Annotated in this window: 31 protein-coding genes; 24 read left to right on the top strand and 7 right to left on the bottom strand. The window is 67.9% G+C overall.

The annotated features are described in order from the left end of the window. The first annotated feature begins 27 nt into the window (after window positions 1-27). The 5 genes from rfaD (at window position 28) to CRT60_RS25265 (ending at window position 5,033) form a co-directional block, all read left to right on the top strand. On the top strand, window positions 28-1,014 hold the full coding sequence (gene rfaD, locus CRT60_RS25285) for an ADP-glyceromanno-heptose 6-epimerase (RefSeq protein WP_098739301.1): 987 nt from the start codon (window positions 28-30) through the stop codon (window positions 1,012-1,014). Between the two features lie 11 nt (window positions 1,015-1,025). Then, window positions 1,026-1,847 carry a prolipoprotein diacylglyceryl transferase gene (gene lgt, locus CRT60_RS25280; protein WP_098739300.1) on the top strand — a complete coding sequence of 274 codons (822 nt, stop codon included), beginning with the start codon at window positions 1,026-1,028 and terminating at the stop codon, window positions 1,845-1,847. A 4-nt stretch (window positions 1,848-1,851) separates the two neighbouring features. Next, window positions 1,852-2,985 carry a class I SAM-dependent methyltransferase gene (locus CRT60_RS25275; protein ID WP_098739299.1) on the top strand — a complete coding sequence of 378 codons (1,134 nt, stop codon included), beginning with the start codon at window positions 1,852-1,854 and terminating at the stop codon, window positions 2,983-2,985. A 142-nt stretch (window positions 2,986-3,127) separates the two neighbouring features. Beyond that, window positions 3,128-3,895, top strand: a complete 768-nt coding sequence (gene pgeF, locus CRT60_RS25270; protein ID WP_098739298.1) for a peptidoglycan editing factor PgeF — start codon at window positions 3,128-3,130, stop codon at window positions 3,893-3,895. Window positions 3,896-4,097: 202 nt separating this feature from the next. Continuing rightward, window positions 4,098-5,033 (top strand): ribose-phosphate pyrophosphokinase, encoded by a 936-nt coding sequence (locus CRT60_RS25265; protein WP_063635101.1) that lies wholly within the window; start codon window positions 4,098-4,100, stop codon window positions 5,031-5,033. Window positions 5,034-5,105: 72 nt separating this feature from the next. Here CRT60_RS25265 and CRT60_RS25260 read toward each other — a convergent pair whose 3' ends face one another. Beyond that, a complete protein-coding gene (locus tag CRT60_RS25260; RefSeq protein ID WP_098739297.1) occupies window positions 5,106-5,315 on the bottom strand; it encodes a helix-turn-helix domain-containing protein in 210 nt (69 codons plus the stop codon). A 93-nt stretch (window positions 5,316-5,408) separates the two neighbouring features. Here CRT60_RS25260 and CRT60_RS25255 point away from each other — a divergent pair, with 93 nt between their 5' ends. Next, the gene (locus CRT60_RS25255; protein ID WP_098739296.1) at window positions 5,409-6,077 is read left to right on the top strand and encodes an XRE family transcriptional regulator; all 669 of its coding nucleotides are present in this window, start codon (window positions 5,409-5,411) and stop codon (window positions 6,075-6,077) included. 120 nt (window positions 6,078-6,197) lie between these two features. Further along, the gene (locus CRT60_RS25250) at window positions 6,198-6,485 is read left to right on the top strand and encodes a hypothetical protein (protein ID WP_098739295.1); all 288 of its coding nucleotides are present in this window, start codon (window positions 6,198-6,200) and stop codon (window positions 6,483-6,485) included. 6 nt (window positions 6,486-6,491) lie between these two features. On the opposite strand, the gene CRT60_RS25245 is transcribed toward CRT60_RS25250, so the two are convergent. Beyond that, complete coding sequence (locus tag CRT60_RS25245) at window positions 6,492-6,881, bottom strand: carboxymuconolactone decarboxylase family protein (RefSeq protein WP_098739294.1); 390 nt, start codon at window positions 6,879-6,881, stop codon at window positions 6,492-6,494. A 290-nt stretch (window positions 6,882-7,171) separates the two neighbouring features. Here CRT60_RS25245 and CRT60_RS25240 point away from each other — a divergent pair, with 290 nt between their 5' ends. After that, window positions 7,172-7,966 carry a TorD/DmsD family molecular chaperone gene (locus tag CRT60_RS25240; protein WP_244592748.1) on the top strand — a complete coding sequence of 265 codons (795 nt, stop codon included), beginning with the start codon at window positions 7,172-7,174 and terminating at the stop codon, window positions 7,964-7,966. Between the two features lie 168 nt (window positions 7,967-8,134). After that, complete coding sequence (locus tag CRT60_RS25235; RefSeq protein WP_098741025.1) at window positions 8,135-10,333, top strand: hybrid sensor histidine kinase/response regulator; 2,199 nt, start codon at window positions 8,135-8,137, stop codon at window positions 10,331-10,333. On the opposite strand, the gene CRT60_RS25230 is transcribed toward CRT60_RS25235, so the two are convergent. Both CRT60_RS25230 and CRT60_RS25225 read right to left on the bottom strand, forming a co-directional pair. Next, entirely contained in the window at window positions 10,326-10,577 is a 252-nt protein-coding gene (locus tag CRT60_RS25230) for a hypothetical protein (protein ID WP_098739292.1), read from the bottom strand. The two genes, CRT60_RS25235 and CRT60_RS25230, sit on opposite strands and share 8 nt — an antisense overlap. Window positions 10,578-10,751: 174 nt before the next feature. Further along, window positions 10,752-10,976 carry an SMc00767 family acetate metabolism repressor gene (locus CRT60_RS25225; RefSeq protein WP_042443767.1) on the bottom strand — a complete coding sequence of 75 codons (225 nt, stop codon included), beginning with the start codon at window positions 10,974-10,976 and terminating at the stop codon, window positions 10,752-10,754. Between the two features lie 416 nt (window positions 10,977-11,392). Between CRT60_RS25225 and CRT60_RS25220 the strand changes: the two genes are divergently transcribed. Next, the gene (locus CRT60_RS25220; protein ID WP_244592747.1) at window positions 11,393-11,761 is read left to right on the top strand and encodes a hypothetical protein; all 369 of its coding nucleotides are present in this window, start codon (window positions 11,393-11,395) and stop codon (window positions 11,759-11,761) included. 4 nt (window positions 11,762-11,765) lie between these two features. On the opposite strand, the gene CRT60_RS25215 is transcribed toward CRT60_RS25220, so the two are convergent. Genes CRT60_RS25215 through CRT60_RS25205 form a run of 3 tightly spaced genes read right to left on the bottom strand, consistent with a single transcriptional unit; the run spans window position 11,766 to window position 14,451 of the window. Next, window positions 11,766-12,725, bottom strand: a complete 960-nt coding sequence (locus CRT60_RS25215; protein ID WP_098739291.1) for an ABC transporter ATP-binding protein — start codon at window positions 12,723-12,725, stop codon at window positions 11,766-11,768. Next, window positions 12,722-13,717, bottom strand: a complete 996-nt coding sequence (locus tag CRT60_RS25210) for an HlyD family secretion protein (RefSeq protein ID WP_098739290.1) — start codon at window positions 13,715-13,717, stop codon at window positions 12,722-12,724. The genes CRT60_RS25215 and CRT60_RS25210 overlap by 4 nt, the downstream gene beginning before the upstream one ends. Then, complete coding sequence (locus tag CRT60_RS25205; protein WP_098739289.1) at window positions 13,714-14,451, bottom strand: TetR/AcrR family transcriptional regulator; 738 nt, start codon at window positions 14,449-14,451, stop codon at window positions 13,714-13,716. Before CRT60_RS25205 ends, CRT60_RS25210 begins: the two co-directional genes overlap by 4 nt. Before the next feature lie 351 nt (window positions 14,452-14,802). Here CRT60_RS25205 and nifA point away from each other — a divergent pair, with 351 nt between their 5' ends. From nifA to CRT60_RS25135, 14 genes are all read left to right on the top strand, one after another. After that, complete coding sequence (gene nifA, locus CRT60_RS25200) at window positions 14,803-16,701, top strand: nif-specific transcriptional activator NifA (protein WP_098739288.1); 1,899 nt, start codon at window positions 14,803-14,805, stop codon at window positions 16,699-16,701. 221 nt (window positions 16,702-16,922) lie between these two features. Next, a complete protein-coding gene (locus CRT60_RS25195) occupies window positions 16,923-17,819 on the top strand; it encodes an adenylate/guanylate cyclase domain-containing protein (RefSeq protein ID WP_244592746.1) in 897 nt (298 codons plus the stop codon). 184 nt (window positions 17,820-18,003) lie between these two features. Continuing rightward, entirely contained in the window at window positions 18,004-19,569 is a 1,566-nt protein-coding gene (gene nifB / locus CRT60_RS25190; protein WP_425290418.1) for a nitrogenase cofactor biosynthesis protein NifB, read from the top strand. Between the two features lie 46 nt (window positions 19,570-19,615). Continuing rightward, window positions 19,616-19,807 carry a 4Fe-4S dicluster domain-containing protein gene (locus tag CRT60_RS25185; protein ID WP_014248512.1) on the top strand — a complete coding sequence of 64 codons (192 nt, stop codon included), beginning with the start codon at window positions 19,616-19,618 and terminating at the stop codon, window positions 19,805-19,807. Window positions 19,808-19,867: 60 nt separating this feature from the next. Then, on the top strand, window positions 19,868-20,395 hold the full coding sequence (locus tag CRT60_RS25180) for a hypothetical protein (protein WP_098739286.1): 528 nt from the start codon (window positions 19,868-19,870) through the stop codon (window positions 20,393-20,395). Further along, window positions 20,392-21,216: a 4Fe4S-binding leucine-rich repeat protein gene (locus CRT60_RS25175; protein WP_098739285.1), complete on the top strand. Its 825-nt coding sequence runs from the start codon at window positions 20,392-20,394 to the stop codon at window positions 21,214-21,216. The genes CRT60_RS25180 and CRT60_RS25175 overlap by 4 nt, the downstream gene beginning before the upstream one ends. A gap of 30 nt (window positions 21,217-21,246) precedes the next feature. Beyond that, on the top strand, window positions 21,247-21,573 hold the full coding sequence (locus tag CRT60_RS25170; protein ID WP_098739284.1) for a nitrogen fixation protein NifZ: 327 nt from the start codon (window positions 21,247-21,249) through the stop codon (window positions 21,571-21,573). Window positions 21,574-21,631: 58 nt separating this feature from the next. After that, window positions 21,632-21,937: a nitrogen fixation protein NifZ gene (locus tag CRT60_RS25165; protein WP_098739283.1), complete on the top strand. Its 306-nt coding sequence runs from the start codon at window positions 21,632-21,634 to the stop codon at window positions 21,935-21,937. Window positions 21,938-21,951: 14 nt separating this feature from the next. After that, the gene (locus tag CRT60_RS25160) at window positions 21,952-23,103 is read left to right on the top strand and encodes a cysteine desulfurase family protein (RefSeq protein ID WP_167421811.1); all 1,152 of its coding nucleotides are present in this window, start codon (window positions 21,952-21,954) and stop codon (window positions 23,101-23,103) included. A gap of 36 nt (window positions 23,104-23,139) precedes the next feature. Further along, window positions 23,140-23,349, top strand: coding sequence for a putative nitrogen fixation protein NifT (gene nifT / locus CRT60_RS25155; RefSeq protein ID WP_098739281.1), 210 nt, complete (start codon window positions 23,140-23,142; stop codon window positions 23,347-23,349). Window positions 23,350-23,354: 5 nt separating this feature from the next. Next, window positions 23,355-23,639, top strand: coding sequence for a hypothetical protein (locus CRT60_RS25150; protein ID WP_098739280.1), 285 nt, complete (start codon window positions 23,355-23,357; stop codon window positions 23,637-23,639). Next, on the top strand, window positions 23,640-24,863 hold the full coding sequence (locus CRT60_RS25145) for a DegT/DnrJ/EryC1/StrS family aminotransferase (protein WP_098739279.1): 1,224 nt from the start codon (window positions 23,640-23,642) through the stop codon (window positions 24,861-24,863). Between the two features lie 23 nt (window positions 24,864-24,886). Next, window positions 24,887-25,774 (top strand): SIR2 family protein, encoded by an 888-nt coding sequence (locus tag CRT60_RS25140; RefSeq protein WP_098739278.1) that lies wholly within the window; start codon window positions 24,887-24,889, stop codon window positions 25,772-25,774. Window positions 25,775-25,891: 117 nt separating this feature from the next. Then, the gene (locus CRT60_RS25135) at window positions 25,892-26,947 is read left to right on the top strand and encodes a lipid A deacylase LpxR family protein (RefSeq protein WP_098739277.1); all 1,056 of its coding nucleotides are present in this window, start codon (window positions 25,892-25,894) and stop codon (window positions 26,945-26,947) included. Window positions 26,948-26,959: the final 12 nt, after the last annotated feature.

Here is a 26,959-nt window from a genome sequence, read left to right as displayed (position 1 = left end):
AACGCTAGAGCAACAGCGGACAGCGCTATGATCGTGGTCACCGGCGGGGCCGGCTTCATCGGGTCCAACCTTGTCGCGGCTCTGGCTGCGCGCGGCATCACCGACGTGGCGGTGATCGACCGCTTCTGCGAGGGCGAGAAGTGGCAGAACCTCGCCAAGCGCGAGGTCGCGGCCCTGGTGCCGCCCGAGCAGACGCTGGCCTTCCTCGACCAGCATGCCGCCGAAATCGACACCGTCTTCCATCTCGGTGCCATCTCCGCCACCACCGAGCGGGACGTCGACAAGATCGTCGCCAACAACGTCGCGCTGACGCTGGATCTGTGGCGCTGGTGTTCCTGGCGCGGCTGCCGGCTGATCTACGCCTCCTCCGCCGCGACCTATGGCGACGGCACCGCCGGTTTCGACGATGACGGCTCCTGCGACGGGCTGGCGCGGCTGCGGCCGCTGAACGCCTATGGCTGGTCCAAGCATCTGGTCGACCGCCGCATCGCCCGCGCCGTCGCCGGCGGCGACCTCGTGCCGCCGCAATGGGCCGGGCTGAAATTCTTCAACGTCTACGGCCCGAACGAAGCCCACAAGGGCGACATGATGAGCGTGATCGCCAAGCTGCATCCGCAGCTGACGGCCGGCCAGCCGGCGCGCCTGTTCAAGTCGCACAAGGACGGCTTCGAGGATGGCGGCCAGCTGCGCGACTTCATCCACGTCGACGATTGCATCGCGGTGATGCTGTGGCTCTACGACCATCCCGACGTCAGCGGCCTTTTCAACGTCGGCACCGGCAAGGCTCGCAGCTTCAAGGATCTGGCGCTGGCGACTTTTGCCGCGTTGGGGCTCCCCCCCCGGATTGAGTACTTCGAGATGCCCGAGCATCTGCGAGGCAAATACCAATATTTCACGCAGGCGACGACGGATCGCCTGCGCGCCGCCGGGTTCGACCAGCCCTTCACCGAGCTGGAAGAGGGTGTCCGGCGCTATGTGCAGGATTTCCTGTCGCAGCCCGACCCGTATCGCTGACCGGAGTTTCCATGCTCGCCACCCTGCCTGTCGTGGCCTTCCCCACCATCGACCCGGTCGCCTTTTCCCTCGGCCCGGTCGTCGTCCGCTGGTATGCGCTGGCCTATCTGGCCGGCTTCGTGCTGGGCTGGCGCTATTGCCTGGGGCTGGCGCGACTCGATCCCGACCGCCGGCCGAACCCGGAGGAGTTCGACGACTTCCTGACCTGGGCGGTGATCGGCACCATCCTGGGCGGGCGTCTCGGTTATGTGCTGTTCTACAACCTGCCCTATTATCTGGAAAACCCGCTGGACGCGGTTCAGGTCTGGCATGGCGGCATGTCCTTCCACGGCGGCATGGTCGGCGTGCTGACCGCGATTGCGCTGTTCTGCTGGCGGCGCGGCATCTCGCCCTTCGTCTTCGGCGACATCATCGCCGCCTGTGCGCCCATCGGGCTGTTCTTCGGCCGCATCGCCAACTTCATCAATGGCGAGCTGTATGGCCGGCCGGCGCCCGATTTCGCCTACGCCATGGTCTTCCCGCGCGACCCGCTGCAGGTGCCGCGCCATCCGAGCCAGCTCTACGAGGCGGCCCTGGAAGGCGTGGTTCTGTTCATCCTGCTGGCGATCGCCATCCGCAGCCCGGCGCTGCGCAACCGGCCGGGCACGATCGGCGGGCTGTTCCTGATCGGCTACGGCCTGTCGCGCATCACGGTCGAGTTCTTCCGCGAACCCGACCCGCAGCTGGGCTTCCTGTTCGCCGGCGCCACGATGGGACAGCTGCTGTCGCTGCCGATGCTGGCAATCGGCCTGTGGCTGGTCCTGCGCGGCCGGCGCCACGCCATCCCGGCCTGACGCCATGGCGGACGAAAGCGCCGGTCAGGAAACGCTGGCCCGCCTGCTGGCCCGCCGCATCGTCATGGACGGCCCGGTCAGCGTTGGCACCTTCATGGCGGAGGCGCTGGGCCATCCGCGCTTCGGCTACTACATGCGCCGGGACCCGTTCGGCACGGGCGGCGATTTCACCACCGCGCCGGAAATCAGCCAGATGTTCGGCGAGCTGGTCGGGCTCTGGTGCGTCGACAGCTGGGCAAGGCTGGGCGGTCCCGGCCCCTTCCATCTGGTGGAGCTTGGGCCCGGCCGCGGCACTCTGATGGCCGACGTGCTGCGGGCGGCAGCGGTTCTGCCGCTGTTCCGCGACAACGCCATCGTCCATCTGGTGGAAACCAGCCCGTCCCTGCGGGAGCGGCAGCGCCAGACATTGCAGCCCATCCTGGGCGACGCGATCCACTGGCATGACCGGCTGGACGATGTGCCGGACGGCCCGACCATCCTGATCGCCAACGAGTTCTTCGACGCCCTGCCGATCCGTCAGGTCCAGAAGACCAACTATGGCTGGTTTGAGCGGCTGGTCGATGTCGAGCCCGCCAGCACCGAGGACGATCCACGCTTCCGCTTCGTGCTGGAGGCCTTCGGCAGTTCCGGCAACCGGCTGGTGCCGGATGCGCTGCGTGAGGCGCCCGACGGCAGCGTCGTCGAGGTCTCCCCCGCCTCGCAGGCGGTGGCGCGGCTGATCGGCACCCGGCTGGCCGCAGCCCCCGGTGCGGCGCTGGCCATCGACTATGGTTACGCCCACGGCCCGGCGGTCGGCGACACGCTGCAGGCGATGCGACGCCATGCCTACGCCCCGGTGCTGGAGGCGCCGGGCGAGGCCGACCTGACGGCCCATGTCGATTTCGCCGCAATCGCCGCCGCGGCGCGGGAGGGCGGCGCCCAATCCTTCGGCGTGGCCGAACAGGGGGAATGGCTGAGCCGGCTGGGCATCCGCCAGCGCGCATCCGCCCTGGCGGCAAAGGCCAGCCCGGCCCAGGCGCAGGACATCCGCGGCGCGCTGGACCGCTTGATCGATCCCGCGCAAATGGGCAGGCTGTTCAAGCTGGTCGCGTTCGCCACGCCCGGAGCCTTCGCCGACTCTCCCCCGGCCGGCTTTTGACCGGCGGACGCAGAAACCGGGTCAGAGACACCGCACCATAACCGCCAGAAACACAATCCGGGCGGACCGTGCATCGCGTCCCCTGCCCTGTCGGGCATGATTGCCGGGCATGGGGGCCACAGAACAGGGAAGGACGGCGTTCGTGATCACACTCGGCGCGCTGAACGACATCACCCATATCAGACACGCCTTTTTCACCCGCACCGGCGGGGTGTCCACCGGGCTCTACGCCTCATTGAACTGCGGGCTGGGGTCCAACGACTCCGCCGCGGCCGTGCATGAGAACCGCGCCCGCGCCGCCGCGCGCATGGAGGTGACGCCCGCCAACCTCATCACCTGCTATCAGGTCCACAGCCCGACCTGCGTCGTGGTGGAAGAGCCCTGGACTCCGGAAACGGCACCGAAGGCGGACGCCATGGCGACCCGGCAGTCGGGCATCGCGCTGGGCATCCTGACCGCCGACTGCGCGCCCGTCCTGTTCGCCGACAGCAAGGCGCGGGTGATCGGCGCTGCTCATGCCGGCTGGAAGGGCGCCAAGGGCGGCGTCATCGAGGCGACCGTCGCCCGCATGGTGGAACTGGGAGCGAAGCCGAACCGGATCGTCGCCTGCATCGGTCCCTGCATCGCCCAGCGCTCCTACGAGGTGGGGCCGGAATTCCCGACCCCGTTCGAGGAGGAGGATGCCCGCAACCGCGATTATTTCGCCCCCGCGCGCAAGCCCGGCCATTTCCTGTTCGATCTGGCGGCCTACGTCACCCGCCGGCTGGGCGACTCCGGCGTCACGGTGATCCAGCGCTGCCCCAACGATACGGTGGCCGAGGAGGATCGCTTCTTCAGCTATCGCCGCTCCTGCCTTCGGGGAGAGGCGGATTACGGCCGCGGCCTCTCGGCCATCGTCCTGCAGAACTGAAACGGCGCGAACGGGTGGGCGGAACGGCCATGGTCATGCCGCCCGCGCAGGGCGGCATTCCCCAATGGGGAAAGTCCCGACCGTCATGGAACGTTTACATGGGGCCGACCCTTTGTTATGGTCCGCCCCGTTTTCAAGGGGCGCCGGCGCGCAAGCGGCGAACGTGCCTTGAGCCGTTTCCCTGCAAAGAGAGCCGACCCCGATGAAGGTGCTTGCCGGCAACAGCAACCGTCCGCTGGCCGAGGCGATCTCCACCTGTCTCGGCGTGCCGCTGACCAAAGCCAGCGTCCGCCGTTTTTCCGACATGGAGGTTTTCGTCGAGATCCTGGAGAACGTGCGCGGCGAGGACGTGTTCGTCGTCCAGTCGACCTCGTTCCCGGCCAACGACAACCTGATGGAACTGCTGGTGACGATCGATGCGCTTCGGCGCGGGTCGGCCCGGCGCATCACGGCGGTCATCCCCTACTACGGCTACGCCCGCCAGGATCGCAAGACCGGCCCGCGCACGCCGATCTCGGCCAAGCTGGTCGCCAACCTGATCACCCAGGCCGGCGCCAACCGCGTGCTGACGATGGATCTGCACGCTGGGCAGATCCAGGGCTTCTTCGACATCCCGACCGACAACCTGATGGCCGCTCCGGTCTTCGAGAAGGACATCCGCCAGTCCTTCGAGAGCATCGATGAGATCACCATCGTGTCGCCGGACGTCGGTGGCGTGGTGCGCGCCCGCGCCCTGGCCAAGCGCCTGGACGCCGATCTGGCGATCATCGACAAGCGGCGTGAGCGCGCCGGCGTGTCGGAGGTGATGAACATCATCGGCGACGCCAACGGCCGCCGCTGCATCCTGATCGACGACATCGTCGACTCGGGCGGCACGCTGTGCAACGCCGCCGTCGCCCTGATGGAAGCCGGTGCCAAGTCGGTCCACGCCTTCTGCACTCACGGCGTCCTGTCCGGCGGTGCGGTCGCCCGCGTCGCCGTGTCGCCGCTGGAGCAGCTGGTCACCACCGACAGCATCCAGGCGACCGAGGCGGTGCGCGTTTCGCGCAACATCCGCCAGTTGACCATCGCCCCCCTGCTCGCCGAAGCCATCATGCGCATCAGCGAGGAGCGGTCGGTGTCGAGCCTGTTCTCGTAAGAGCGGCAGTATTACAGGAGAGGCCCTTTCCCACCGGGAGAGGGCCTTTTTTGTTGCGTGCGTTCCGCTTCGTCACCCTGGCCCCTGCCCGTCACCCAGCCCATGGAAGTCGTTCGCCGTTACCTGTCCGCCGGTGGCTGCGGCGATTCGGGCCATCACGGCGGGACGGGGAACGCGGCGGCCATGGCGGTAACGGTTGACCGTCGCCTGGCTCGTCCCGATCAGGGCGGCAAAGGCCTCTTCCTTGGTTGCGGTCCGGTTGAGCCAATCGTCGAGCGTCATACCGCAATGGTTTAGACCAAGCAGGCTTCTGCGCGCAACTGGATTTATTCCGTTGCGATGGACTTTCCGAAGCCGTTTTGGTATGAACAGCCCATGACCACAATGCGCGAACTGCGGCAGGCCGCCGGGCTGAGCCAGGAAAAGCTGGCCGAGATGGCCGGCACCTCCCAGCCACAGATCAACAAGCTGGAAACCGGCCAGCGCAAGTTGACCGTCGACTGGGCGGTCAAGCTGGCCGGGCCGCTGGGCGTCGAGCCGGCGGTTCTGCTCGGTCTCGACGGGCCGGCCGCCGCGACGGCCCAGACGGCTTCCATGCGCCCGGCCCGCCCGTCGCTTCCGCCGCTCCTCCGCACAGCACCGCTTCCGCAGGCACAGGCTGCGGCCTCGATGCCGGTGCGGGCGGCGGCGCGCGGCGGCGTGGATCAGGAAATGTTTCTGGAAGACGGCCCCATCGACTGGATCGCACGGCCCGATTACCTGAAGAACGCCCGTGATCCCTACGCCATGTATGTGGTCGGCGACTCGATGATGCCGCGTTTCCGCCCGGCGCAACTTCTGCACGTCAACCCGCACAAGCCGCCGGCGGCAGGGTCCGGGGTTGTGGTGGTCAAATGCAACAAGGCGGTGCTGGTGAAGGAGTTCGTACGGCGAGGCCCCGACATGGTGATCCTGCGCGAATACCGGCCTGCCGACCGCGAGTTTCCCGTTCCGATTGAAGAGATCGATACCCTGCATACCGTGGTCGGCTTGCAGGAGCCCTGAACGGCATACCGCAACGGTATCGGCTTTTCCTGGTCCTGATAGTCCAATTTGGACTATTCCTTCGTTCGGCGAAGCGGCGGACATCTCCGGCGCACCACAGTCGATCGAGGAGACAAGGCAATGCCCCAGCTCTATCCGCGCTTCCATCCCGGCCCGTCGGGCGGGCGGCTCGACAGCTTCAGCGAGCGCGGCGCCAAAGAACTGGCCCGCCGCATCCGCACCGCCTGGGCCAACATCGGCTGGGACGTGGAGGTGCGGGTGGAGCGCATCGCCAGCGAGGAATTGGGCGACGGCCGCAGCACCGCCCACTTCACCGTGCGCAGCGACCTGATCAACGGCCTGCCCCAGCGCCGCCTGTCTCAGCGCCGACCGGACGAGGCGGCACGGGCGCTGCCGCGCGCCGCCTGATGCGGCTTACTTCAGCCGCTCGTCCAACTCGACCTGATAGCCGACGGCGAGGCGGTTGGTCTCGTTCGCCATGCCCACCACCGCAATCAGTTCGCCGAACTGCGCGTCGGTCATGCCCAGACGCCGCGCCGCCGCCTCGTGCGAGCGGATGCAATACTGGCAGTTGTTGGTGACGCTGACCGCGACGAAGATCATTTCCTTCACCAGCGGGTCGAGCGCACCGGGCGCCATCACCTCCTTCAGGCTCTCCCAGGTCCGAGCCAGGGTCGGCGGATGGTGGGCAACCGCCTTCCAGAAATTGTTCACGTCGGGGACGTTGCGCGCCGCCTTGATGTCGTCGTAGACGGCGCGGACCTCCGGGGTGGCATCGGCCTGTTCGATCGGGGGAAGCGGCATGGCGGCGGGAACTCCTGTGGGGGACGGTGACTTGCGATAAGGCAGGACATCGTGTCGCAAGGCAACAGCCGGTCCACGTCTTTCCCCCGTCCATCGGCCAAGTTGACCGATGCTTGTCCCGCTGGTAGTAGAGACTTGCAACAGATCGCGCAAACGTTCGGACGAACACTCCGCCCGGAAGCCGCGGCGCTGGAAGAAATCCATAAGACACGAAATCCATTCGTGCAGCGTTCCCATGCGGCCCGGCCCCGGCACATGTCCGATCCGGCCCGAATGCCGGGAGGAACAGCGTGGACAGCACGGTTCTAGAGGCCGCCTTGCCACCCCATCGTCAGGACGGCCATCATGAGGATGGTGCCGGCATCGCAGGTGCCCCCGTTCCCAGCACCCTCGATCTGGCCGCCTCATCCCAGGGCCTGCGTTTCCTCGTCCGCCTGCATGCCGAAGAACCGACCGCCGCCCTGCTGGAGACGGTGCGGCGCGACCCGGTCGGCCGCGGTCCGCTGGCGCTCGACCGCGACGACTCCCAGCAGGCCGCCGCCCTGGTGGACGAGGTGGTGAGCGATCTGCCGGACCGGATCACCCGCCGCAGCCTCGCCCCGCTGGTCGCCGATTTCGCCGACATCTACCTCAACGGCGGGCTGCGGGCCTGTCCGACCGAAGGTCCGTGGCTGGAGGAGAGGTTGCGGGGCGATGCCGCCGCCTCCCTGCTGCGCTGGCGCACCGGCCTGGAGGCGGAACTGCGCCTGCCGCCACTGGACCGGCTGGCGGACGATCACGTCGCCGCGGAACTGGCCGTTCTGGCCGCGCTGCTCGACCGCGGGCGCACGCTCGACGCCGTCCGCTTCCTCGACCGCCACCCGCTGCGCTGGATGCCCGATTTCTGCAGCCGCGTCGCAACCCGTTGCCGCGAACCCTTCTTCGCCGGCATCGCCATCCTCACCAATGCCCATCTCGACGATCTGCGGGACCGGCTGGGCGATCTGTGCGGGCTGCCCCGCCCGGCCGATGACGATTCCGATGTCCGCCGCCGCCGACGCTGGACGGAAGGGCGCTTTCCCCGCGCCTGCACCTGCGATCCGTAAACGCCGAACTGCGATCCGCCATCGCCGCCCTGCCTTAAAGTCAGAGTTGCCCACCCTTCGATGCTTCGGCCATGGTGACCGGAACGGGGTCGACCGGCGGTCTGCCCAGTGGCCTGTCCTGTGCCGCCGATGGCCGGCAAGCTTCCTTTTTCCTGGCAATGGTTGGTGATGCCCGTTCGCAACCTCGACAGTCGGACCGACCGCAGGGGGGCCCTGCGCCTTCTGCGCCTTCTGCTGGCTGTGTCGGTCGCGCTGCCGCTCGTGCTGTTCGCCGGCATCGGCTGGCGCGAGCGGTGGGAGGCTCAGGACGAGGCCGAGCGGAACAGCAGCAAGAACGCCCTGATCCTGCACGAGCATGTGCTGAAGGTGTTCGACACCATGTCCCAGGTGCTGGACCGGGTGGACGAGCGCATCCATGGGCGCAGCTGGCGCGAGATCGCCGAGTCGGAGCCGCTGCACCGCTATCTGAAGACCCTGGAAGGCGAGCTTGAGCAGATCGGCGCCATCGGCCTGACCGATCCCGACGGGTTCGTGCGCAACTCCAGCCTGGTCTTCCCTGCACGCAACAGCTACATCGGCGACCGCGCGGATTTCCGGGAGCAGCGGGAACAGGATTCCGGCCTGCTCATCGCCGGCCCGGTCGTCGACCCCACCAGCGGCAAGCCCAGCTTCGGCATCAGCCGGCGCCGCAGCGGTCCCGGCGGTCCCGACGGCAGTTTCGACGGGATGATCGCCGCCATCGTCGATCCGGACTATTTCGCCAGCTTCTACCGGCGGATCATCGGCACCGAAGGAGAATCCATCGCACTGATCCGCGACGACGGCGCGATGCTGATGCGCTTCCCGACCCTCGACCCGACGCGGCCGAACGCGACCCTGCCGACCCTGCCGGCCGACCGCGGCCTGCGCGCCGAGATCCGCCGCCAGCCGGACGAGGGAATTTTCCACACCGGCAACAGCATTGTGCAGGGTCTGGAGCGCGTGTTCGCCTACAAGCGGGTCGGCGCCTTCCCAATCTACGTTGTCTATGGGCTGGACGGGACGCAGGTCACCCGGTCCTGGTGGCGGAACATGGCGCTCGATGCCGCCTTCGTCGCTCCGGCGACGCTGGCGCTGGCGCTTCTCGCCTGGCTTGCCTACAGCCGCGCCGCCTCCGAAAACGCCGCGGTCCAGCGCTGGGCGGAGGAGGTGCGCAACCGCGAAAGGCTGGAAGAGGCGCTGCGCCAGAGCCAGAAGATGGAGGCGCTGGGCCAGTTGACCGGTGGGGTGGCGCATGACTTCAACAATCTGCTGACCGCGGCGCTCGCCAACCTGCATCTGCTGGCCCGCCATCTGCCGGCCGACGGCCAGCGTTTCCTGGCCGGGGCGCGGACCGCGCTGGAGCGGGCGGAGAAGCTGACACGGCAACTGCTGTCCTTCTCGCGCCAGGATGCCGTCAACCCGACGGTGGTCGATCTGGGCGACAGCCTGCGCCGGATGGCCGACCTGCTGGAACGCTCCGTCCGGGCGGACGTCGTGCTGGAGTGGGACATCGCCCCGGAGCCGATGGCGGTCGCCGTCGATCAGGTTCAGTTGGAAATGGCGGTGCTGAACCTGGTGCTGAACGCCCGCGATGCCATGCCCGGCGGCGGCCGAATCCGCATCGCCGCCGCGCCCATCGGTACGGGCCCCATCGCTGCGGCCCTGAGCCCACAGCCGCGCACCGTCCGCATCGAGGTCTCAGACTCCGGCGCCGGCATGCCGCCCGACGTGATGGCCCGCGCCTTCGACCCCTTCTTCACCACCAAGGGGGTCGGCAAGGGAACGGGGCTCGGCCTGTCGATGGTCTATGGATTCGCCCGCCAGTCCGGCGGCAGCGCCACCATCGACAGCCGGCCCGGCGAGGGCACGCATGTGTGCATCGACCTGCCGCTGACCGACGCCAGGCCGGAGGAGCCGGCCCCTCTCCCGGCGGCCCCGGTCGCTGACATCCGCCCGCTGCGCATCCTGGTGGTGGAGGACAATCCGCTGGTGCTGATGGCGACGGTGGAAGGACTGACCCAGGAAGGCTTCTCGGTCGAGACCGCGGAAGACGGCGTCACGGCGCTGGCTCTGCTGGAGACCGACCGAAACTTCGATCTTGTGGTGTCGGACGTCGTGATGCCGGGCGGCGTTTCCGGGATCGACCTTGCCCGCCACATCCGCGAACACTGGCCGCAGCTGCGGGTCCTGCTGGCCTCCGGCTACAGCCCCGAATCGCTGGCCACTATGGGCGCCGACACCGCATCGGTGCTGGCGAAGCCCTTCACCCCCGACCAGTTGGCAGCGCGAATCCGGTCGCTGACCCGGACCGGACAGGGTGGCGGGGCGGCGGACGGGATCAGGTAAGCGCGCTGACGAACATCGGCGTCCACAGCGCCATGCACCACACCAGGCCAAGGCACAGGCCGCGGGTCAGATCGTCGAAGGTCGGCTGCTCCAGGCGGTTCAGCTTCCACATCGCGTTGACTTCGCCCGGCGTCAGCGGCCGGTCGCCGGGCCTGGTGTCGGGATCGCAAGCGGACTGAACCGTACGGCGGTCGGTCTGCTCACGGCTGGCGGCTGCGCGCCGTTCGGGGTCGCGTGACAGCATGGCTGGGGCCTCGCATCGATAGCGGAATGCCCAACAAGCTTGTGCCCGCCGCTGCCGGCGACCAGCCTTCCTTCCGTCCACGCCGAAACTTTGTCGACATACGAAAAAAGGCCGCCATCCGCTGGACGGATGCGGCCTTTTCGCCAAGCGTCCGGCCGGATCGGCCGGAAAGGATCACTTGCCGGGACGGATCACCGGGGTGAGCTGGTCGCCCCAGTTGCCGGTCTCGTTGTGGTAACGGGCGGTGCGCATCAGCTCGACCGTCACGCCGGCCTCGACCGCCTTGACGACGGCGTCGTTCAGGCGGTGCAGGTTGTTGGCGACGATGCGGATGGCGCTTTCCTGCTCCGGCGTCAGTTCCGACCGGTCATCCGGCGGCGCGTCCTTGAAACCCGACATGCGTTGTTCCTTCCCCTGGATTGGGACCGCCCCGGCGGGACCGGCTGCGGTCCAGAACTTGGTCATGATCTTGACCGGCCTTTCCGGCCGGTTTTCATCATGTACCACATTGTGTGCGCCGCGACAAAGAGCACGACGCGCCAAGCGCTTGCGACCATTGGCCTCTTGCAACCGGCAAATCGACGGCGGGGCGGCGGGGCGATCCTGTGGCGGCCGACGCCCTGACGTTGCGGCGCAATTGCCCGGTCAAAGGCTCCGTCCATGCCGGGCACTCCGCCAAAGGTTGTTTTCTTACAAACAAAAGAAATAATGCTTCAGTGTTGCAACAAACTCTTGGGTTAACTCAATGGTTGACGATCCTCGATTGCGATGCACAGATTTCACCACGATCCAATTTCCCCCCCACGGAGATCATCTTGAAGAACGTTGCTGCCAAGGCCCTGCTCGTTGCGTCCTCGCTGTTTCTGATGCATGGCGCGGCGTTTGCCGGCCAGCAGGACTTCACGATCGTCAACAAGACCGGCTACCCGCTGAAGCACATCTACGTTTCGGAAAACAACAACAACAGCTGGGACGAGGATATCCTCGGCCGCGATGTCCTGAACGACGGCGAGTACTTCGAGGTTGCCTTCGCCAAGGCCGAGAGCACCTGCAAGTGGGACATGAAGGTCGTCTATGACGACGGCGAGTCGGCGGTGTGGCAGGGGCTGAACCTTTGCCAGCTCTCCAAGCTGACGCTGAAGTGGAACAAGAACACCGGCGTCACCTCGGCCCAGACCGAGTAATCCGTCACCGGAAATTGTCGGTGCTGCGGTTCATCAGATGGATGAAGACGTCTTCCAGCGTCGGTTCCGTCGCGGTGATCCGCAGCTCCGGCTGCCCCATCCAGGGGGTGAGCGCACTATCCAGGGCTGAGGCATCGGTTCCGCTGACATGCAGGCGGCTTCCGAAGACCGCCACCATTTCCACTCCCGGCCGCCCCTCCAGCGCCGCGGCGATGCGGTGCAGGCCGTTGCCCGCGACCAGACGGGTGTGCAGGCCCGACCCGGCAATCACCTGATCGACCGTTCCGTGCGTCATCAGCGTGCCGTAGGCGATGTAGGCGATGCGGTGACAGCGTTCCGCCTCGTCCATGTAATGGGTGCTGACCAGAACCGTCAGACCCTCGCCGGCCAGCCGGTGAATCTCATCCCAGAATTCCCGCCGCGCCTTGGGATCGACGCCCGCCGTCGGTTCGTCGAGCAGCAGCAGCTTCGGCTCGTGCAGGATGCAGGCGGCCAGCGCCAGACGCTGCTTCCAGCCGCCGGACAGCTCCCCCGCCAACTGCGTGCGACGGTTGGACAGGCCCAGCCGGTCAAGCGCCTCCACCACCCGCCGCCGCCGGTCGGGCAGGCCATACATGCGGGCGACGAAGTCCAGATTCTCGGCGATGCTCAGATCTTCCCAGAAACTGAACTTCTGGGTCATGTAGCCGACTTGCCGCTTGATCGCCGCACTGTGCCGCCGGATGTCGAGGCCAAGGCAGGTGCCCTCCCCCGCATCGGGGGTCAACAGGCCGCACAGCAGCCGGATCGTGGTGGTCTTGCCCGACCCGTTGGGACCGAGAAAGCCGTAGATCTCGCCGGTTTCCACCCGGATCGACACATCGTCGACCACGGTCTTGCTGCCGAAGCGCTTGACCAGACCGCGCACGTCGATGGCCGGGCCGTCATTGGCCGCCGGGGTGGCCGCCGGGCTGTCCGCCGTCATTGCCCCGTCCCCGCCGGCCGGACAGCCGCCAACCAGACATCGACCGGCAGCCCCGGATTCAGCGGCCGGCCCACTGCCGTCTCCATCCGGGCCTCCACCCGGAAGACCAGCTTCTCCCGGCTGCCGACGCTGTAGATCACCGGCGGGGTATATTCCGCCTGCGAGGCGATCCGTGTCACCCGAGCCGACAGGCCGGGTGGGCAGCCGTCGCAACGCACCGACAGGGCACCGCCCGGCGCCACACCCGCCAAGGCGGTCTCCGGGACGAACAGCACCAGCTTCACCCGATCCGGCGGCAGGAGCGACACCACCGGGGAGCCGGCCGGCACCCACTCGCCGGGATTGTACAGCGTGTCCTCGACCAGGGCCGCCGCCGGGGCGACGGGAGCCAGATCGGCCAGCCGCCGCTCCGCCTGGGCAAGCGCCGCCTCCGCCTGGGTCACCGCCTCGTCGGCAGCCCGCAACTGTTCGGGCCGGGCCGGCAGGGCGGCGACCGCCAATTGGGCATCCGCCTCCGCCAGTTGGCCACGGTCGCGGTCGAAGGCGGCGCGCGCCTGATCGAGCTTGTCCGGGGACGAGACCTTGCGGGCGACCAGTTCCTGCTGGCGGGCCAGTTCGGTGGTGGAATAGCGCAGCGCAGCCTCCGCCCGCGCCTTCTGCGCGGTCAGCACCGCCACCTCCTGCGCCCGCTTGCCGGTGGCGAGGTCGGCACGCTGAGCCCGCGCCTGGGCCAGCGCCGCGGCCAACCGGTCGCGCTCGGCCCTGGCGGTGGCACGGTCGATGGCGAACAGCGGCGCCCCTGCCGCCACCTGTGCCCCGCGGGCGACCGACAGGCTTTCCAGCATGCCGGCGCTGGGGGCGGCGATGCGCAGATACTCCCCCTCGACATAGCCATGGGCGAGCGGCGGCGTCCCGCCGGCCGCGATGGGCAGACCCACCGCCAGGGCGATGGCCACAAGCCCATCCAGGATGCTTCCGAGAAAACCGCTCATGGCGAATCCTCCCCCGCTCCCGCCCACCCTGTTTTCTGCTCCGCATCGCTCAGCAGCACCCGGCGCAGGTTGCCGATGTGCATCTCCACCAGCGCCGCCACGTCCATGGGCGGTTCGCCATCGACTCCGTCGAAGGAGGTTCGCCACACGGCGCTCATAAGCAGCGGTGCGACGATCAGACGCACACTGGGATCGAGCGCCATCGGACGGAACTCGCCGCTCTCCATGCCCCGCCGCAGCAGGCCCCCCAGCACGCCGAATCCGCGGCAAATCACCTCCCGGTGGTAGAAGGCGGCAAGCTCGGGAAAATTGCCGGCTTCGGCGATCACCAGCCGCGGGATCACCGCCATGCGCGTCGTGGCGATCAGCCGCGCCACCATGCGCAGCAGCCGCTCCAGCACCGGAAAGCATGGCCCGCCGGCCGAGGCGACCAGTGCTTCGGCCTGTTGCAGATTCGGCAGGATGGCGGCGCGGATCACCGCCTTGAACAGCTCCTCCTTGCTGGAGAAGTAGAGATAGAGCGTGCCCTTGCTGACCCCGGCGCGGGCCGCCACCTCCTCCAGCCGCGCGGCGGCGAAACCACGGTCGGCAAAGACCTCCATCGCGGCGGCGACGATCTCCTGCGGCCGGGCGTCCTTGCGGCGACGCCAGCGCGGCGGTTCGCCGGACGCAGCCGGATCGGAAGCGAGATCGGGACGGCAATCGGGTGGAGGACCGGATTTGCGGGAGGGCATGGCGCGCCCCTCTTTATAACTGACCAGTCAGTTATTAACATGATCCGGCCGTTCCACCAATGGCTAAGGTCATTGTGCGCCGCAATAGAATCTATGCAAAAAGTCTTGCCTTTCCGCGAGCAGTCACGGACACTTTCCACCGGCTGGCAGCGTACGAACGGAGTCGCGGCCATGCCCGGCCTGGAAGACGGGCTCCAAAACAGGACATGAACGGCATGGCCGGACCAACGGCCGCCGCGGTTTTCGGGGGGTACGGATCAAGGCGCTGACGCCGGGACCCGACGGCTTGCGATGTCTGGACTCTCCCGTCCAACATTGGCCCGGGTCCCCAGCCGAGCGAGGGGATCGAACATGCCGAGTGCTGCCCAGTCCGCGTCATCCTCCAGCCTGGAGCTGCTGACGATCTACGAGGTCAGCAAGATCCTCGGGTCGTCGCTGGATCTGGAACAGACCCTGCGCGAGGTGCTGCGGGCGCTGTCCTACCAGCTGCAGATGCATCGCGGCCGTGTCTATCTTCAGGGCGAGGACGGGGCCCTGCGCCTCGTCGCCGCGCAGGGACTGCCCAAGGATTCGCCGGCGCAGGAGATCGACTACAACCAGGGCGAAGGCATCAGCGGCCGCATCCTGAAGACCGGCATGCCGGCCGTCGTGCCCAACCTTGCCGAGGAGCCGCTGTTCAACAACCGCTCCGGCGGGCGCGACGATCTGGACGAGCAGGTGGCCTCGCTGGTCGGCGTGCCGATCAAGGCGGCCGGTGCCGTCATCGGCGTGCTGACCATCGACCGCATCTCCGACGACGGCCCCAGCGGCCATTTCGGCTCCGATGTCCGTTTCCTGACCATGGTCGCCAACCTGATCGGCCAGACCGTGCGCCTGCACCGCACGGTGGCGGAGGAGCGGCGCTTCATGATGCGCGAGACCTTCCGCGTCCAGAAGGAGCTGCGGCCGGTGGTGGCGCCGGTCAACGACGTGGTCTGCACCAGCCCCAACATGGTCGACGTGCTGGCCCAGGTGCACCGGGTGGCGCCCTTCAAGTCGACCGTGCTGATCCGCGGCGAGAGCGGCACCGGCAAGGAGCTGATCGCGCGCGCCATCCACAATCTGTCGCCGCGCAAGGACGCCCCCTTCATCCGCGTCAACTGCGCAGCATTGCCCGAATCGCTTCTGGAATCGGAGCTGTTCGGCCACGAGAAGGGATCCTTCACCGGGGCGCAGAAGGACCACAAGGGCCGGTTCGAGCTGGCCTCCGGCGGCACGCTGTTCCTCGACGAGATCGGCGACATCTCCTCCAACTTCCAGGCCAAGCTGCTGCGCGTGCTACAGGAGCAGGAGTTCGAGCGGGTCGGCGGGTCGAAGACGATCAAGACCGACGTGCGGCTGATCTGCGCCACCAACCTGAACCTCGAAGAGGCTGTCGGCCACGGCAAGTTCCGCGCCGATCTGTATTTCCGCATCAACGTGGTGACCATCCACCTGCCGCCGCTGCGCGAACGGCGCGGCGACATCGCCATGCTGGCCAAGCATTTCGTCGGCAAGTTCGGCCGCGACAACGGCCTCAACCTGGACATCGCCCAGGACGCGCTGGAGGTGCTGAACCGCTGCACCTGGCCCGGCAACGTGCGCGAACTGGAGAACTGCATCGAGCGCGCGGCGACCCAGTGCCGCAACGGCACCATCCGCGTGCCCGACCTGTCCTGCAGCATGAATCTCTGCAACTCGTCGGTTCTGTTCCAGTACCGCACCATGGGCGCCGCCGTCGGCGGGCTGGCCCCGTCGATGAGCGGAACGCCGACCAACCCGTCGGTCGCGCCTCCCGCGCCGGGGCGTCCGCAGACGCCTGCCATGCCGCCGGCGATGCCGGCTCCCGCCAACGGGGCGGCGCATGGAGCAGCCAACGGAGCACCCAACGGAGCACAGTGGCCGGCCTGCGCATCGGGCTGCGGGGCCGGACCGATGCCGGTCTGCGGCGCCTCGAAACCGCTGCCGCCCTCGGCCATCGTCCCCCTGCCCACCCCCCAGCCGGCGGCGTCCGCCCCGGCCGTCCCCTCCGCCCCGGCTCCGCAACCGGCCTCGGCCGGGCCCGACCTGCCGCTGGACGAGCCGGAGTCGGGCCCGCTGCGCGACCGCCTGATCTGGGCGATGGAACGGACCGGCTGGGTCCAGGCCAAGGCCGCCCGCCTGCTGGGCATGACGACGCGTCAGGTGAGCTACGCGCTGCGCAAGTACAACATCGAGATCAAGCGGTTCTAGAGTGTGATCGGCTCAAGCGGACTCGCTTGAAGCGTGAATGACCTGGGAAACCAAAGACCTGGAGTCTGTCTGGTGCTTCAATAAGCATCAGACGGACTCTCGGTGCGGGAACCGGGGGCCGGACATCTCCGGCGGCCCCCCGTCGCGCACCCGGCGGTTTCGTGTTACCCTGCCAAGCCTTCGGTTCGATGGCATGCACCCCGGTCGAACGGATTTCCGTCTTGCCTTCGCTTGAGAAGCCCCTCGCCCTGCTGTTCGTCGATATCGCCGACAGCACGATGCTGTACGAGCGCGTCGGCAACGTCACCGCCGCGGCGCTGACGCAGCGGGTGCTGGCCCATCTGCGCCGGCTGGTGGATGAGAATCGCGGCGGCGTCATCAAGAGCCTCGGCGACGGTCTGCTCGCCGCCTTCCCGTTGCGCGACGACAGCGCCCGCACCGCCTGCGCGATGATCGGCATCGAGGAGCAGTACGGGCTGCGGCTGCGCATCGGCATCCATTTCGGTTCGGTGATCGAAGGGGTCGGCGACCTCTATGGCGACGCCTGCAACGTCGCCGCACGGGTGCAGCAGATCGCCCGGCCGGGCGAGATCCTGGCGACCCAGGCTCTGGTGGAGGGCTTGTCGCCCGACCTGCGCGGCCGGACCAAGCCGCTGAGCAACGTCGCGATGAAGGGCAAGACCGCCCCGATCCCCGTCCACCAAATCCGCACCGGCGACGATGCCGAGGACGCCATCGACAGCACCACGCTCGGCTTCTCGCTGGTGTCGGAGGTCGGCCGCAGAATGGTGACGCTGCACCTCGCCTATCGCGGACAGGACATCACGCTGAGCCAGTCCTTGCCCCGCGTCACCATCGGGCGGGAGGACAGCAGCGGCCTGCGCATCGCCTCGCGCCAGACCTCGCGCCAGCATGCGGTGGTCGACTTCACCCGCGAAAGCTTCCTGCTGACCGATCATTCCACCAACGGCACCTTCATCCGCAGCGGCGGGTCGCCGCCGCTGGTGCTGCGCCGGGATGCGACCAAGCTGGTCGGCAGCGGCCTGATCGGCTTCGGGGCCGAGGCGCGCGATGAAGGGCAGGACCATGTCGTCGCCTTCCGCGCCGAACTGGCCTGACCGATTTGTCGGCACCCCGACAAAGCCCTCCGCCCGCCCCGCCATTGTCGCAATGACGACAGCGTCCGCACCCCCGACAAATCCAGACAAGTCATTGTAATTTCTACATTTTATCTTTTGGCCCCGAACTTGCTTTTCATTCTTCCGTCCAACGGTGTCGTCCGGCACGGCAGGGAAGGAGTGGATGATGAGCAACGTGGTTTCGCTCGACAGCATCTTCGGGCTGGGGGAACTGGCCCCGCCAGCCGTGATGCCGGCAGCATCCGAGGCGGCGTCCGGCTGTTCGTCGTCGTCCTGCGGATCGTCGGACGGTCCGGCCGACATGGACCCGGCGGTGTGGGAAAAGGTGAAGAACCATCCCTGCTACTCGGAAGAGGCGCATCATTATTTCGCCCGCATGCATGTCGCGGTCGCGCCGGCCTGCAACATCCAGTGCAACTACTGCAACCGCAAATACGATTGCTCGAACGAGAGCCGGCCGGGCGTGGTCTCCGAAAAGCTGACCCCCGATCAGGCGCTCAAGAAGATCCTCGCCGTCGCCCAGGAAATCCCGCAGCTGTCTGTGATCGGCATCGCCGGCCCCGGCGACAGTCTCGCGGCCGCCGGCAAGAACACCTTCGCCACCTTCGAGATGCTGCAGAAGAAGGCGCCGGACCTGAAGCTGTGCCTGTCCACCAACGGTTTGGCCCTGCCCGATCATGTGGACACCATCGCGCAGTACAACATCGACCACGTGACCATCACCATCAACATGGTCGATCCGGAGGTCGGCGCGCAGATCTACCCGTGGATCTTCTACAAGCACAAGCGCTGGACCGGGCTGGACGCCGCCAAGATCCTGCACGAGCAGCAGATGCTTGGGCTGGAGATGCTGACCTCGCGCGGCATCCTGGTGAAGGTGAACTCGGTCATGATCCCCGGGGTCAACGACGAGCATCTGCTGGAGGTGAACAAGGCGGTAAAGAGCCGCGGCGCCTTCCTGCACAACATCATGCCGCTGATCTCCGATCCTGCCCACGGCACGTATTTCGGCTTGAACGGCCAGCGCGGCCCCACCGCGCAGGAACTGAAGGTGGTGCAGGACGCCTGCGAGGGCGGGGCCAAGCTGATGCGCCACTGCCGCCAGTGCCGCGCCGACGCCGTCGGCCTGCTGGGCGAGGACCGCGGCGAGGAATTCACCGCCGACAAGATCGAGGCGATGGGCTTCGTCGACTATGACGACGAAGCCCGCCGCACCTACCGCGAGCATGTCGAGTCCGAGCGCGCCGGCCGCCATGCCTCGAAGGCCGCGGCACAGGCCGATGTGCGCGACAGCGTCGGCACCACGGCCGATCCGATCCTGATCGCCGTTGCCACCAAGGGCGGCGAGCGCATCAACGAGCATTTCGGCCACGCAAAGGAATTCCAGATCTACGAGGTCGGCCCGGCCGGCGCCAAGTTCGTCGGACACCGCCGCGTCGACCAGTATTGCGAAGGCGGATCGGGCGATGTCGACACGCTGGACGGCGTGCTGGCCGCCATCAACGACTGCACCGCGGTGTTCGTCGCCAAGATCGGCGGCTGCCCGTCCAAGTCGCTGGCCGACGCCGGGATCGAACCGGTCGACCGCTTCGCCTTCGACTACATCGAGGAATCGGCGCTGGCCTACTTCAAGGACTACGCCGAGCGGCTCGGCCAGGGCGTCGTCCAGTCCCGTGCCGGCCAGGATGCGGTGATCCGCACCGGGGCGCTGACCGCACGCCGCGCCTGACCCCCTTCCCCCCTCCACAGCCATCCCATCACCCAAGGAGAGAGCCATGGCCTACAAGATCAAGTCCGCCGAATGCACCGTCTGCGGCGCCTGCGAGGCCGAGTGCCCGAACATCGCCATCAGCCTGAAGAAGGGCACCTACGTCATCGACCCGGCCAAGTGCACCGAATGCCAGGGCCAGTTCGACAGCCCGCAATGCGCCGCCGTCTGCCCGGCCGACTGCTGCGTCCCGGCGTGATGAACGGATCCCCTCTCCCGGGACGGGAGAGGGGATCTGAGAAAGCAGGAGCACCGCGCCATGCTGGACGAGGTGGATGAGGACTGGCTCGCCCGCCGCTACTATGGCGGGGATCTTCCGCCCGAGGCGGAACGCTGCCTGCATCTGGCCGCCGCCAGCTATGCCGACAGCGGGGCGGCGCTCGTCCATCTCGCCCGCGCGGCGGAGATCGCCCCCGGCCATCGCCTGGTCGACCTCGGCCATTACAAGTTCCACTTCTACAAGGCCAACCTCGACCAGGCGCTGGTCTATGGCGAGCGCATGCTCGGCCATGCGATGGCGGCACTCGGCGTCAACCATACGGACTGGCGCAGCATCACACCGGCCACCGCCGATTTCCGCGGGCTGGAACCGGCGCCCCGCCTGTTCCTGTTCGCCCTGGTCGCCATCGGCTATCTGCTGCTGCGCACCGGCCGGATGGACGCCGGGCGGGAGGCGCTGGCCAAGGTCCGCGACCTCGACTCCGACGACCGGTTCGGCGCCTCCCGCCTGATCGCCGTCGCCGACCGCCGCGAGCATGAGGACGAGCTTGAGGAGGCCGGCGCATGAGCGACGACATCCTCGAAGCCCTGGACTGGCGCGGCGAACCGATCGACTGCACCGCCTGCACCCACCGCGACCGCCGGCTCGACCCGGAGACCGCCATTGTGCCGCCCGGCGGCAAGCTGCCCGGTCATTGCCTGCCGCTGAAGACCTGCGTCGAGGACCGCTACGCCAAACGCATCCAGCGCTTCTTCGAATGGAACCCGGATCTGTCGGCCGGCCATCTCGACCATCCCTATTTCGAGGTCCGGGCGAATGCCGCGCGCTTCGCCCCGATCTTCCAACTTCCCCGGCTGATGAACGACCCGGACGAAACGGTGCGCTCCGTCCTGGCCCGCCGGCTGCCGCGCCGGCTTCTGCTGAAACTGCGCGACGATCCCGATCGCGAGGTGCGGATCGCCGTCGCCACCCGGCTGGAGGACGCCGACCTCGCCCCGCTGATGCGCGACCCCGACTGTTCGGTCCGGCTGCGGGTGGTGCGGCGGATCCCGGACGGCATGTTGCCGGCGATGATGCATGACGAGGACCCGGAGGTGCGGGTGGAGGTCGCCCGACGCCTGACCATGGACTGGCTGCCCAGCCTCGCCTGGGACGACAGCCCGCGGGTGCGGCTGGTGGTGGCACAGCGGCTGCCGGCGTCGAAACTGCACATCCTGCTGCAGGATGCCGACTGGATGGTCCGCCTCGCCGTCGCCGGGCGGATCGATGCCGGACAGCTGGGATCCCTGCTCGACGACCCGGAGGAGGAGGTGCGGGCCATCGCCCGCCAGCGCGCCGCCGGTCTCGCCGCCGGGCTCACAATCGCCAACGACCTCCCGCCCCTCTAGCGGCCCCTCAACGGACGGAGCACTCGCGCCATGACCGACACCGAAGCAGCCGCCCCATACCGCCGCGAACGCGCCCGCAGTGCCGAGGACGCCAACGAGCTGGTCGGTCCGCCGGTGCTGGAGCAGGGATTCAAGGTCAAGGCCCTGCGCGACGTGCGCAACGACGGCACCTATCCCGGCCGGCCGGTCGGCGACTTCCTGATCCGCGAGGGCGATGTCGGCTATGTCATCTCCATCGGGACCTATCTGCAGATGTATTACATCTATGCCGTTGATTTTTTTGAGAAACAGGTCGTCGTCGGCATGCGCGCGCGCGAGCTTCAGGTGATCGACGCCCATTGCAACGACCCCCAGTGAACCGAGCCCGGAAGCCCCAGGCCAAACCAGCTGGTCCCCACCGATAAGGAGCCTCGCGATGTCCGACGTCGAAGCCGCCGCCAAGCCCGGTTTCATCCCGCCGCGCGAACCGCTGTACGACTGGGGCCTGCGGGTCACGGTGCAGGAGGATCTGTTCAACGACGGCAGCCACCCGCAGGTGCCGGACGGCGCGCTGCTGGCGCCCAGGGGCACCCCCGGCACCATCGTCCGCGTCGGCCGCACCGAGGAAGGCAGCCTGCCGGTCTATCTGGTGGAGTTCCCCGGCGGCACCGTCGTCGGTTGCCTGGAGGAGGAGATCGTCCCGGCCGACGGATCGCGGCGCGGCGTGCCCGGTGTGATGTGATGGGGAGCGATGCGATGACGATCTACCTCGACAACAACGCCACCACCGCCCTGGCTGCGGAGGTGCGCGACGCGATGCTGCCGCACCTGTTCGGCGAGTTCGCCAACCCGTCCAGCCCGCATTCCGCCGGCATGGCCGCCCGACGCGCGGTCAGCGAGGCCAAGGCGCAGGTCGCGGCCCTGATCGGCGCCAGGCCGGCCGATCTGGTGATGACCGGCAGCGCCACCGAGGCGACCCACGCCGCCATCCTCGGCGCGCTGCGCGTGATCGAGGAGACCGACCACCGCCGCGACCACATCGTCACCACCGCGGTGGAGCATCCGGCGACGCTGGCCCTGTTCGACGACCTGCGCCAGCGCGGCTGGCGCGTCACCATCCTGCCGGTGAACCGCGACGGCCTGCCCTCGCTGGTCGATCTCGCCGCCGCGGTGACGGAGGCGACGGCGCTGGTCTCCATGATGTGGGCCAACAACGAGACCGGCGTCCTGATGCCGGTCGAAGGGGCCTCCGCCATCGCCCATGCCCACGGCGCCCTGTTCCACAGCGACGCGGTGCAGGCGACGGGCCGGGTGCCGGTCGATTGCGGCATCGCCGACTACCTCACCCTGTCCGCCCACAAGATGCACGGGCCGAAGGGCGTCGGTGCGCTCTATGTCCGCAAGGGCGCGCCCTTCCACGCGCTGATCCACGGCCATCAGGAGCGCCGCCGTCGCGGCGGGACGGAGAATGTGCCGGGCATCGTCGGCTTTGGCGCCGCCGCGTCGCTGGCCTCGCTTTGGCTGGACGAGACCGACCTGACCGCCTTCCTGCGCGACCGGCTGGAACAGGGCATCCTCGCCCGCTGGCCGGGTGCGGTGGTGAACGGTGCAGGTGCCGCCCGTCTGCCCAACACCAGCAACATCCGTTTCGCCGACGGGCGTGGCCATCCGGTGGATGCCGAAGAACTGCTGATGCGGCTCGACCGCGCCGGCATTGCCGTGTCGATGGGGGCGGCCTGCTCCTCCGGCGGCAACGAGCCGAGCCATGTGCTGGCCGCGATGGGGCTGAACGGCACAGAGGCCGCCGCCAGCCTGCGCTTCTCGCTGAGCCGCTACACCACGGCGGCGGAGGTGGACGCCGTCCTGTCGGAATTGCCGGCCCTGCACGCCCGGCTGGTCGCTGCCTAAAAAACACAAATAAAACAATAGGATGGAGTATTTGCGATGAAGGTGATGATCCGCAAGGCGTCCGAGCAGTACACGATCTACGTCGCCAAGAAGGACCTGGAGGAACCCATCGTCGAGATGGAGAAGCCGGGCCTGTGGGGCGGCTGGGTCAAGGTCGCCAACGGCTGGACGCTCGATCTGCCGGAGATGCCGGCGGAAACCCGCCTGCCGATCACCGTGGAAGCCAAAAAACGCGGCACGGAGTGACGCCCATGGCCCTGTCTCCCGAGCGCATCGACAGCATCGCCACCCTGGCCGGCCGGCTGTTCGCCGGGGGCGGCACGCTCGACGCCGTGGTCCGCAGCGTACGCGAGGCCAACCCGGACCTGAAGACCGTCACCGGCGCCATGGCCGCGGTGATGGCGGAGGATCCCTTCCGGGAAGAGGCGGGCTTCGACCTGCATCTGGTGGACGGCAACAACCACTGCTGGCTCATCACCGACAAGCCGGAGCTTGCCACCGGCGTCGTGATCGCCCAACGGGACGAGGACGAGTGAATGAGCGAAGCCGCCGCAGCATGGGACCCCGCAGCCTCCGACGATGACGGGCTGGACGATTATATCCCGCTGACCGATCCGGACATCTCCGATGCCGAGGTCGAGATGCTCGGCCGCCTGCTGTCCTCCGGGGCCTTGAGCGACGGGCGGATGGTGCGGGCGTTCGAGGACTCCTTCGCCGCCTATGTCGGCCGCGACCATGCGGTGGCGGTGTCCAGCGGCACCATGGCGACGCTGCTGATGCTGAAGGGCTATGGCATCGGCGAGGGGGACGAGGTGCTGTGCAGCCCGTTCGGCTGGCATCAGGTCCAGCACGCGGTGGCGCTGTCCGGCGCCACGCCGGTGCTGGTCGACATCGACTATTGGCAGCACACCATCAATCCGGAGAAGGCGGCGGCGCTGGTGTCGCCGAAGACCCGGGCGATCCTGGCCGCCAACGTCAACGGCCACCCCGCCCATTGGGAGGAGCTGCGTGCGCTGGCCGATGCCAAGGGGCTGATCCTGCTGGAGGATTCGACCGAGGCCATCGGCTCGACCTACAAGGGCCAGATGGTCGGCACCTTCGGCGACGCGGCGGTCTTCGACTTTTCGGAACCCGGCATCCTGCTGGCCGGCGAGGGCGGCATGATCGTCACCGACGACCGCGACCTCGCCCACCGCCTGCGCTACATGCGCCGGCGCGAGACGGAACACCGCAACACGGTGGTCATCACCCGCACCCTGCCCTGGCAGGCGGGGATGAGCGACCTGAACGCGGCACTCGCCCTGGTGCAGTTGAAGCGCCTGCCGGAGATCCTGACCCGCCGCAATCTGGTGATCGCCTATTACGACGCGGCGATGGCGAGCTTCGAGGGGATCAAGCCGCCCTATCGCGGGCCGGGGGCCGAAATGGTCAACCCGATGGTCTATTGCGTCCATCTCGGCACCCGCTTCAGCGCGTCCGGCCGCCGCTCGATCATCGAGGATCTGGACACCCAGGACATCGACGCCAGCGACTACGGCCAGCCGCTGCACACCCAGCAATATTACATCGAAGCGCTGGGCGAGGCCCTGGGCGAACAGCGGGCCGGGCGCGGGGCCTGCCCGGTCTGCACCAAGACGGCCGACCGGGTGCTCGCCCTGCCGCTGCACCGCAAGATCACCAGCGATCAGGTCGCCTTCATCGTGGAAACGCTGAAGGACGCCAGCGTCAACACCGGCGCCGGCGCCGCGATCTATCTGTGAAGCCCCCAAGGGAAGAGGCACCCATGACCGTCACCACGCTTGCAACCGATTCCGACTCCGTCACGGTTCAGGACGCCGCCGCGGCGCTGGCCGACATCGCCGCGGCGCTGGCGGCACGGCAGGTGGTGCCCTATCTCGGCCCCGGCGCCTTCGACCTGCTGCCGCCCGACCAGTGTCCGATCCCGCGCAACTCGGCGGAGCTGGTGCAGCGCCTGAACGCCAAGGTCGCCGCCCCCGGCCGCATCCGCGCCAGCATGACCGCGGTCGCCCAGTTCATCGAGACGCGCAAGCACCGCAAGACGCTGGAGACCATCCTCAACGACATCTTCCGGCAGACGGTGCCGGCCACCCCGGTCCATGCGCTGCTGGCCGCGATCCCGGCCCCGCCGCTGCTGGTCGACGTCTGGTACGACAACGTGCTGGACAGCCTGCTGAGCGCCGCCGCCGACCGCAGCTGGGGCCAGATCCAGGGGGTGTCGCACCCGCAATCAACCGGCGAATGGGTGCGCTACTACGCCCCCGACGGCGCCGAAGCCTCCGCCGACGCGGCGGTTGGCTGGGACACCGTGCTCTACAAGCCGTCGGGGGCGGTGACGCCGGCCGGCAATTACCTGATCTCCGACAGCGACTATGTCGAGATCCTGACGGAGATCGACATCCAGACCCCGATCCCCTCCATTGTCCAGGACCGCCGCGCTGGCCGTCATTTCCTGTATCTGGGCTGCCGCTTCGACCAAGAGATCCAGCGCACCTTCGCCCGCCAGATCGCCAAGCGCTCCTCCGACAGCCACTGGGCGGTCATCCCCGGCGAGCTGTCGAAGAACGAGGCGCGTTTCCTGTCGCTGCACGGGATCAAGCGCATCGACATGACGCTGGAGGACGCGGTGGAGGGATTGCGGACGCGGATGTGAGCATGCGGGGGCATCCTCGACCGAGGCATAGGCCCCCTACCCCCAAAGAGGCCGCACCGCATCGCAACACACATCGCCTCAATCCGTTATCTCGCGAAACGGATGGAGCGTGCCGGAATGGTGACGAAGAGCGGCCCCACTTTGGCCGCAGCATTTGCGACCCTGCTGCTGACCGCGACAGCAGCCATATCGGCGGCGAATGCGCAGGAGACCACGCCTCCCCCCGGCGACGAACCCGCGACCTCCGGCCCGGCAATCGGCTTCTGGATCGACAACGACCTGTTCGGCGGCGGGACCGACCGCTACTACACCAACGGGTTCCAGTTCTATTATTTCTCCGGGGCGCGGCCGACCTACGGCAACATCGACTGGTTGGCCAACATCGTGCCCTGGATCGAACCGGGCGGGGTGCGGCGCTACGGCTTCGCCTTCGGCCAGAACATCTACACGCCGAGCGACCTGACCGCCCGCAACCCGAACCCCAAGGACCGGCCCTATGCCGGCTGGCTCTATGGCCGCGTGTCGGTGCTGAACGAGGCGCCGCGGGCGGTGGACCGCATCGACCTCGATCTCGGCATGGTCGGCCCGGCTTCGCTGGCGGAGCAGACGCAGAAGACGGTCCACAAGATCGTCGACGGCGCCACCTATCCGGAAGGCTGGAACTACCAGCTGCGCGACGAACCGGGTGTCGTGCTGAGTTACGAGCATGTCTGGCGCGACGAGAAACCCAACAGCCTCGGCCCGCTGGAATGGGATTTCAGCCCGCATGTCGCCGGCAGCATCGGCAATGTGCTGACCTTCGCCGCGACGGGAGCCACCGTCCGGCTCGGCGGCAACATGCCGCCGCCGGTCGGCGCGCTGGTGACACGCCCGACCTCCAGCATCCCCTACCAGGACAATCCCTATTCGGAGCGGCCGGGGCGTTTTTCCTGGTACGTCTATGCCAGCGCCGAGGGCCGGGCGGTGGCGCGCAACATCTTCCTGGACGGCAACAGCTTCCGCGAAAGCCGGTCGGTCGCCAAGCATCCGCTGGTCGGCAGCATGCAGGCCGGCCTGACGCTGCGCTATGGCCGCTATGGCCTGACCTACGCCCAGACCTTGCAGACGCCGGAGTTCCAAGGCCAGAAGTCGCTGACCAACTACGGCTCCCTGCGCCTGTCGGCCCAGTTCTAGAGTGTGATCGGT

Source organism: Azospirillum palustre (assembly GCF_002573965.1).
Lineage (GTDB): Bacteria > Pseudomonadota > Alphaproteobacteria > Azospirillales > Azospirillaceae > Azospirillum > Azospirillum palustre.
This window is presented reverse-complemented; position numbering and strand designations above follow the sequence as displayed.

Coding starts and splice junctions, on each gene's coding strand:
- CRT60_RS25170 (WP_098739284.1), top strand. CDS start 21,247: ATGACCGACACCGAAGCAGCCGCCCCATACCGCCGCGAACGCGCCCGC.
- CRT60_RS25180 (WP_098739286.1), top strand. CDS start 19,868: ATGCTGGACGAGGTGGATGAGGACTGGCTCGCCCGCCGCTACTATGGC.
- CRT60_RS25160 (WP_167421811.1), top strand. CDS start 21,952: ATGACGATCTACCTCGACAACAACGCCACCACCGCCCTGGCTGCGGAG.
- CRT60_RS25140 (WP_098739278.1), top strand. CDS start 24,887: ATGACCGTCACCACGCTTGCAACCGATTCCGACTCCGTCACGGTTCAG.
- CRT60_RS25175 (WP_098739285.1), top strand. CDS start 20,392: ATGAGCGACGACATCCTCGAAGCCCTGGACTGGCGCGGCGAACCGATC.
- CRT60_RS25165 (WP_098739283.1), top strand. CDS start 21,632: ATGTCCGACGTCGAAGCCGCCGCCAAGCCCGGTTTCATCCCGCCGCGC.
- CRT60_RS25235 (WP_098741025.1), top strand. CDS start 8,135: ATGCCCGTTCGCAACCTCGACAGTCGGACCGACCGCAGGGGGGCCCTG.
- CRT60_RS25135 (WP_098739277.1), top strand. CDS start 25,892: ATGGTGACGAAGAGCGGCCCCACTTTGGCCGCAGCATTTGCGACCCTG.
- CRT60_RS25225 (WP_042443767.1), bottom strand. CDS start 10,976: ATGTCGGGTTTCAAGGACGCGCCGCCGGATGACCGGTCGGAACTGACG.
- CRT60_RS25150 (WP_098739280.1), top strand. CDS start 23,355: ATGGCCCTGTCTCCCGAGCGCATCGACAGCATCGCCACCCTGGCCGGC.
- CRT60_RS25260 (WP_098739297.1), bottom strand. CDS start 5,315: ATGACGCTCGACGATTGGCTCAACCGGACCGCAACCAAGGAAGAGGCC.
- CRT60_RS25265 (WP_063635101.1), top strand. CDS start 4,098: ATGAAGGTGCTTGCCGGCAACAGCAACCGTCCGCTGGCCGAGGCGATC.
- CRT60_RS25205 (WP_098739289.1), bottom strand. CDS start 14,451: ATGCCCTCCCGCAAATCCGGTCCTCCACCCGATTGCCGTCCCGATCTC.
- nifA (WP_098739288.1), top strand. CDS start 14,803: ATGCCGAGTGCTGCCCAGTCCGCGTCATCCTCCAGCCTGGAGCTGCTG.
- CRT60_RS25245 (WP_098739294.1), bottom strand. CDS start 6,881: ATGCCGCTTCCCCCGATCGAACAGGCCGATGCCACCCCGGAGGTCCGC.
- CRT60_RS25210 (WP_098739290.1), bottom strand. CDS start 13,717: ATGAGCGGTTTTCTCGGAAGCATCCTGGATGGGCTTGTGGCCATCGCC.
- CRT60_RS25255 (WP_098739296.1), top strand. CDS start 5,409: ATGACCACAATGCGCGAACTGCGGCAGGCCGCCGGGCTGAGCCAGGAA.
- lgt (WP_098739300.1), top strand. CDS start 1,026: ATGCTCGCCACCCTGCCTGTCGTGGCCTTCCCCACCATCGACCCGGTC.
- rfaD (WP_098739301.1), top strand. CDS start 28: ATGATCGTGGTCACCGGCGGGGCCGGCTTCATCGGGTCCAACCTTGTC.
- CRT60_RS25275 (WP_098739299.1), top strand. CDS start 1,852: ATGGCGGACGAAAGCGCCGGTCAGGAAACGCTGGCCCGCCTGCTGGCC.
- CRT60_RS25215 (WP_098739291.1), bottom strand. CDS start 12,725: ATGACGGCGGACAGCCCGGCGGCCACCCCGGCGGCCAATGACGGCCCG.
- nifB (WP_425290418.1), top strand. CDS start 18,004: ATGATGAGCAACGTGGTTTCGCTCGACAGCATCTTCGGGCTGGGGGAA.
- CRT60_RS25250 (WP_098739295.1), top strand. CDS start 6,198: ATGCCCCAGCTCTATCCGCGCTTCCATCCCGGCCCGTCGGGCGGGCGG.
- CRT60_RS25145 (WP_098739279.1), top strand. CDS start 23,640: ATGAGCGAAGCCGCCGCAGCATGGGACCCCGCAGCCTCCGACGATGAC.
- nifT (WP_098739281.1), top strand. CDS start 23,140: ATGAAGGTGATGATCCGCAAGGCGTCCGAGCAGTACACGATCTACGTC.
- CRT60_RS25185 (WP_014248512.1), top strand. CDS start 19,616: ATGGCCTACAAGATCAAGTCCGCCGAATGCACCGTCTGCGGCGCCTGC.
- CRT60_RS25230 (WP_098739292.1), bottom strand. CDS start 10,577: ATGCTGTCACGCGACCCCGAACGGCGCGCAGCCGCCAGCCGTGAGCAG.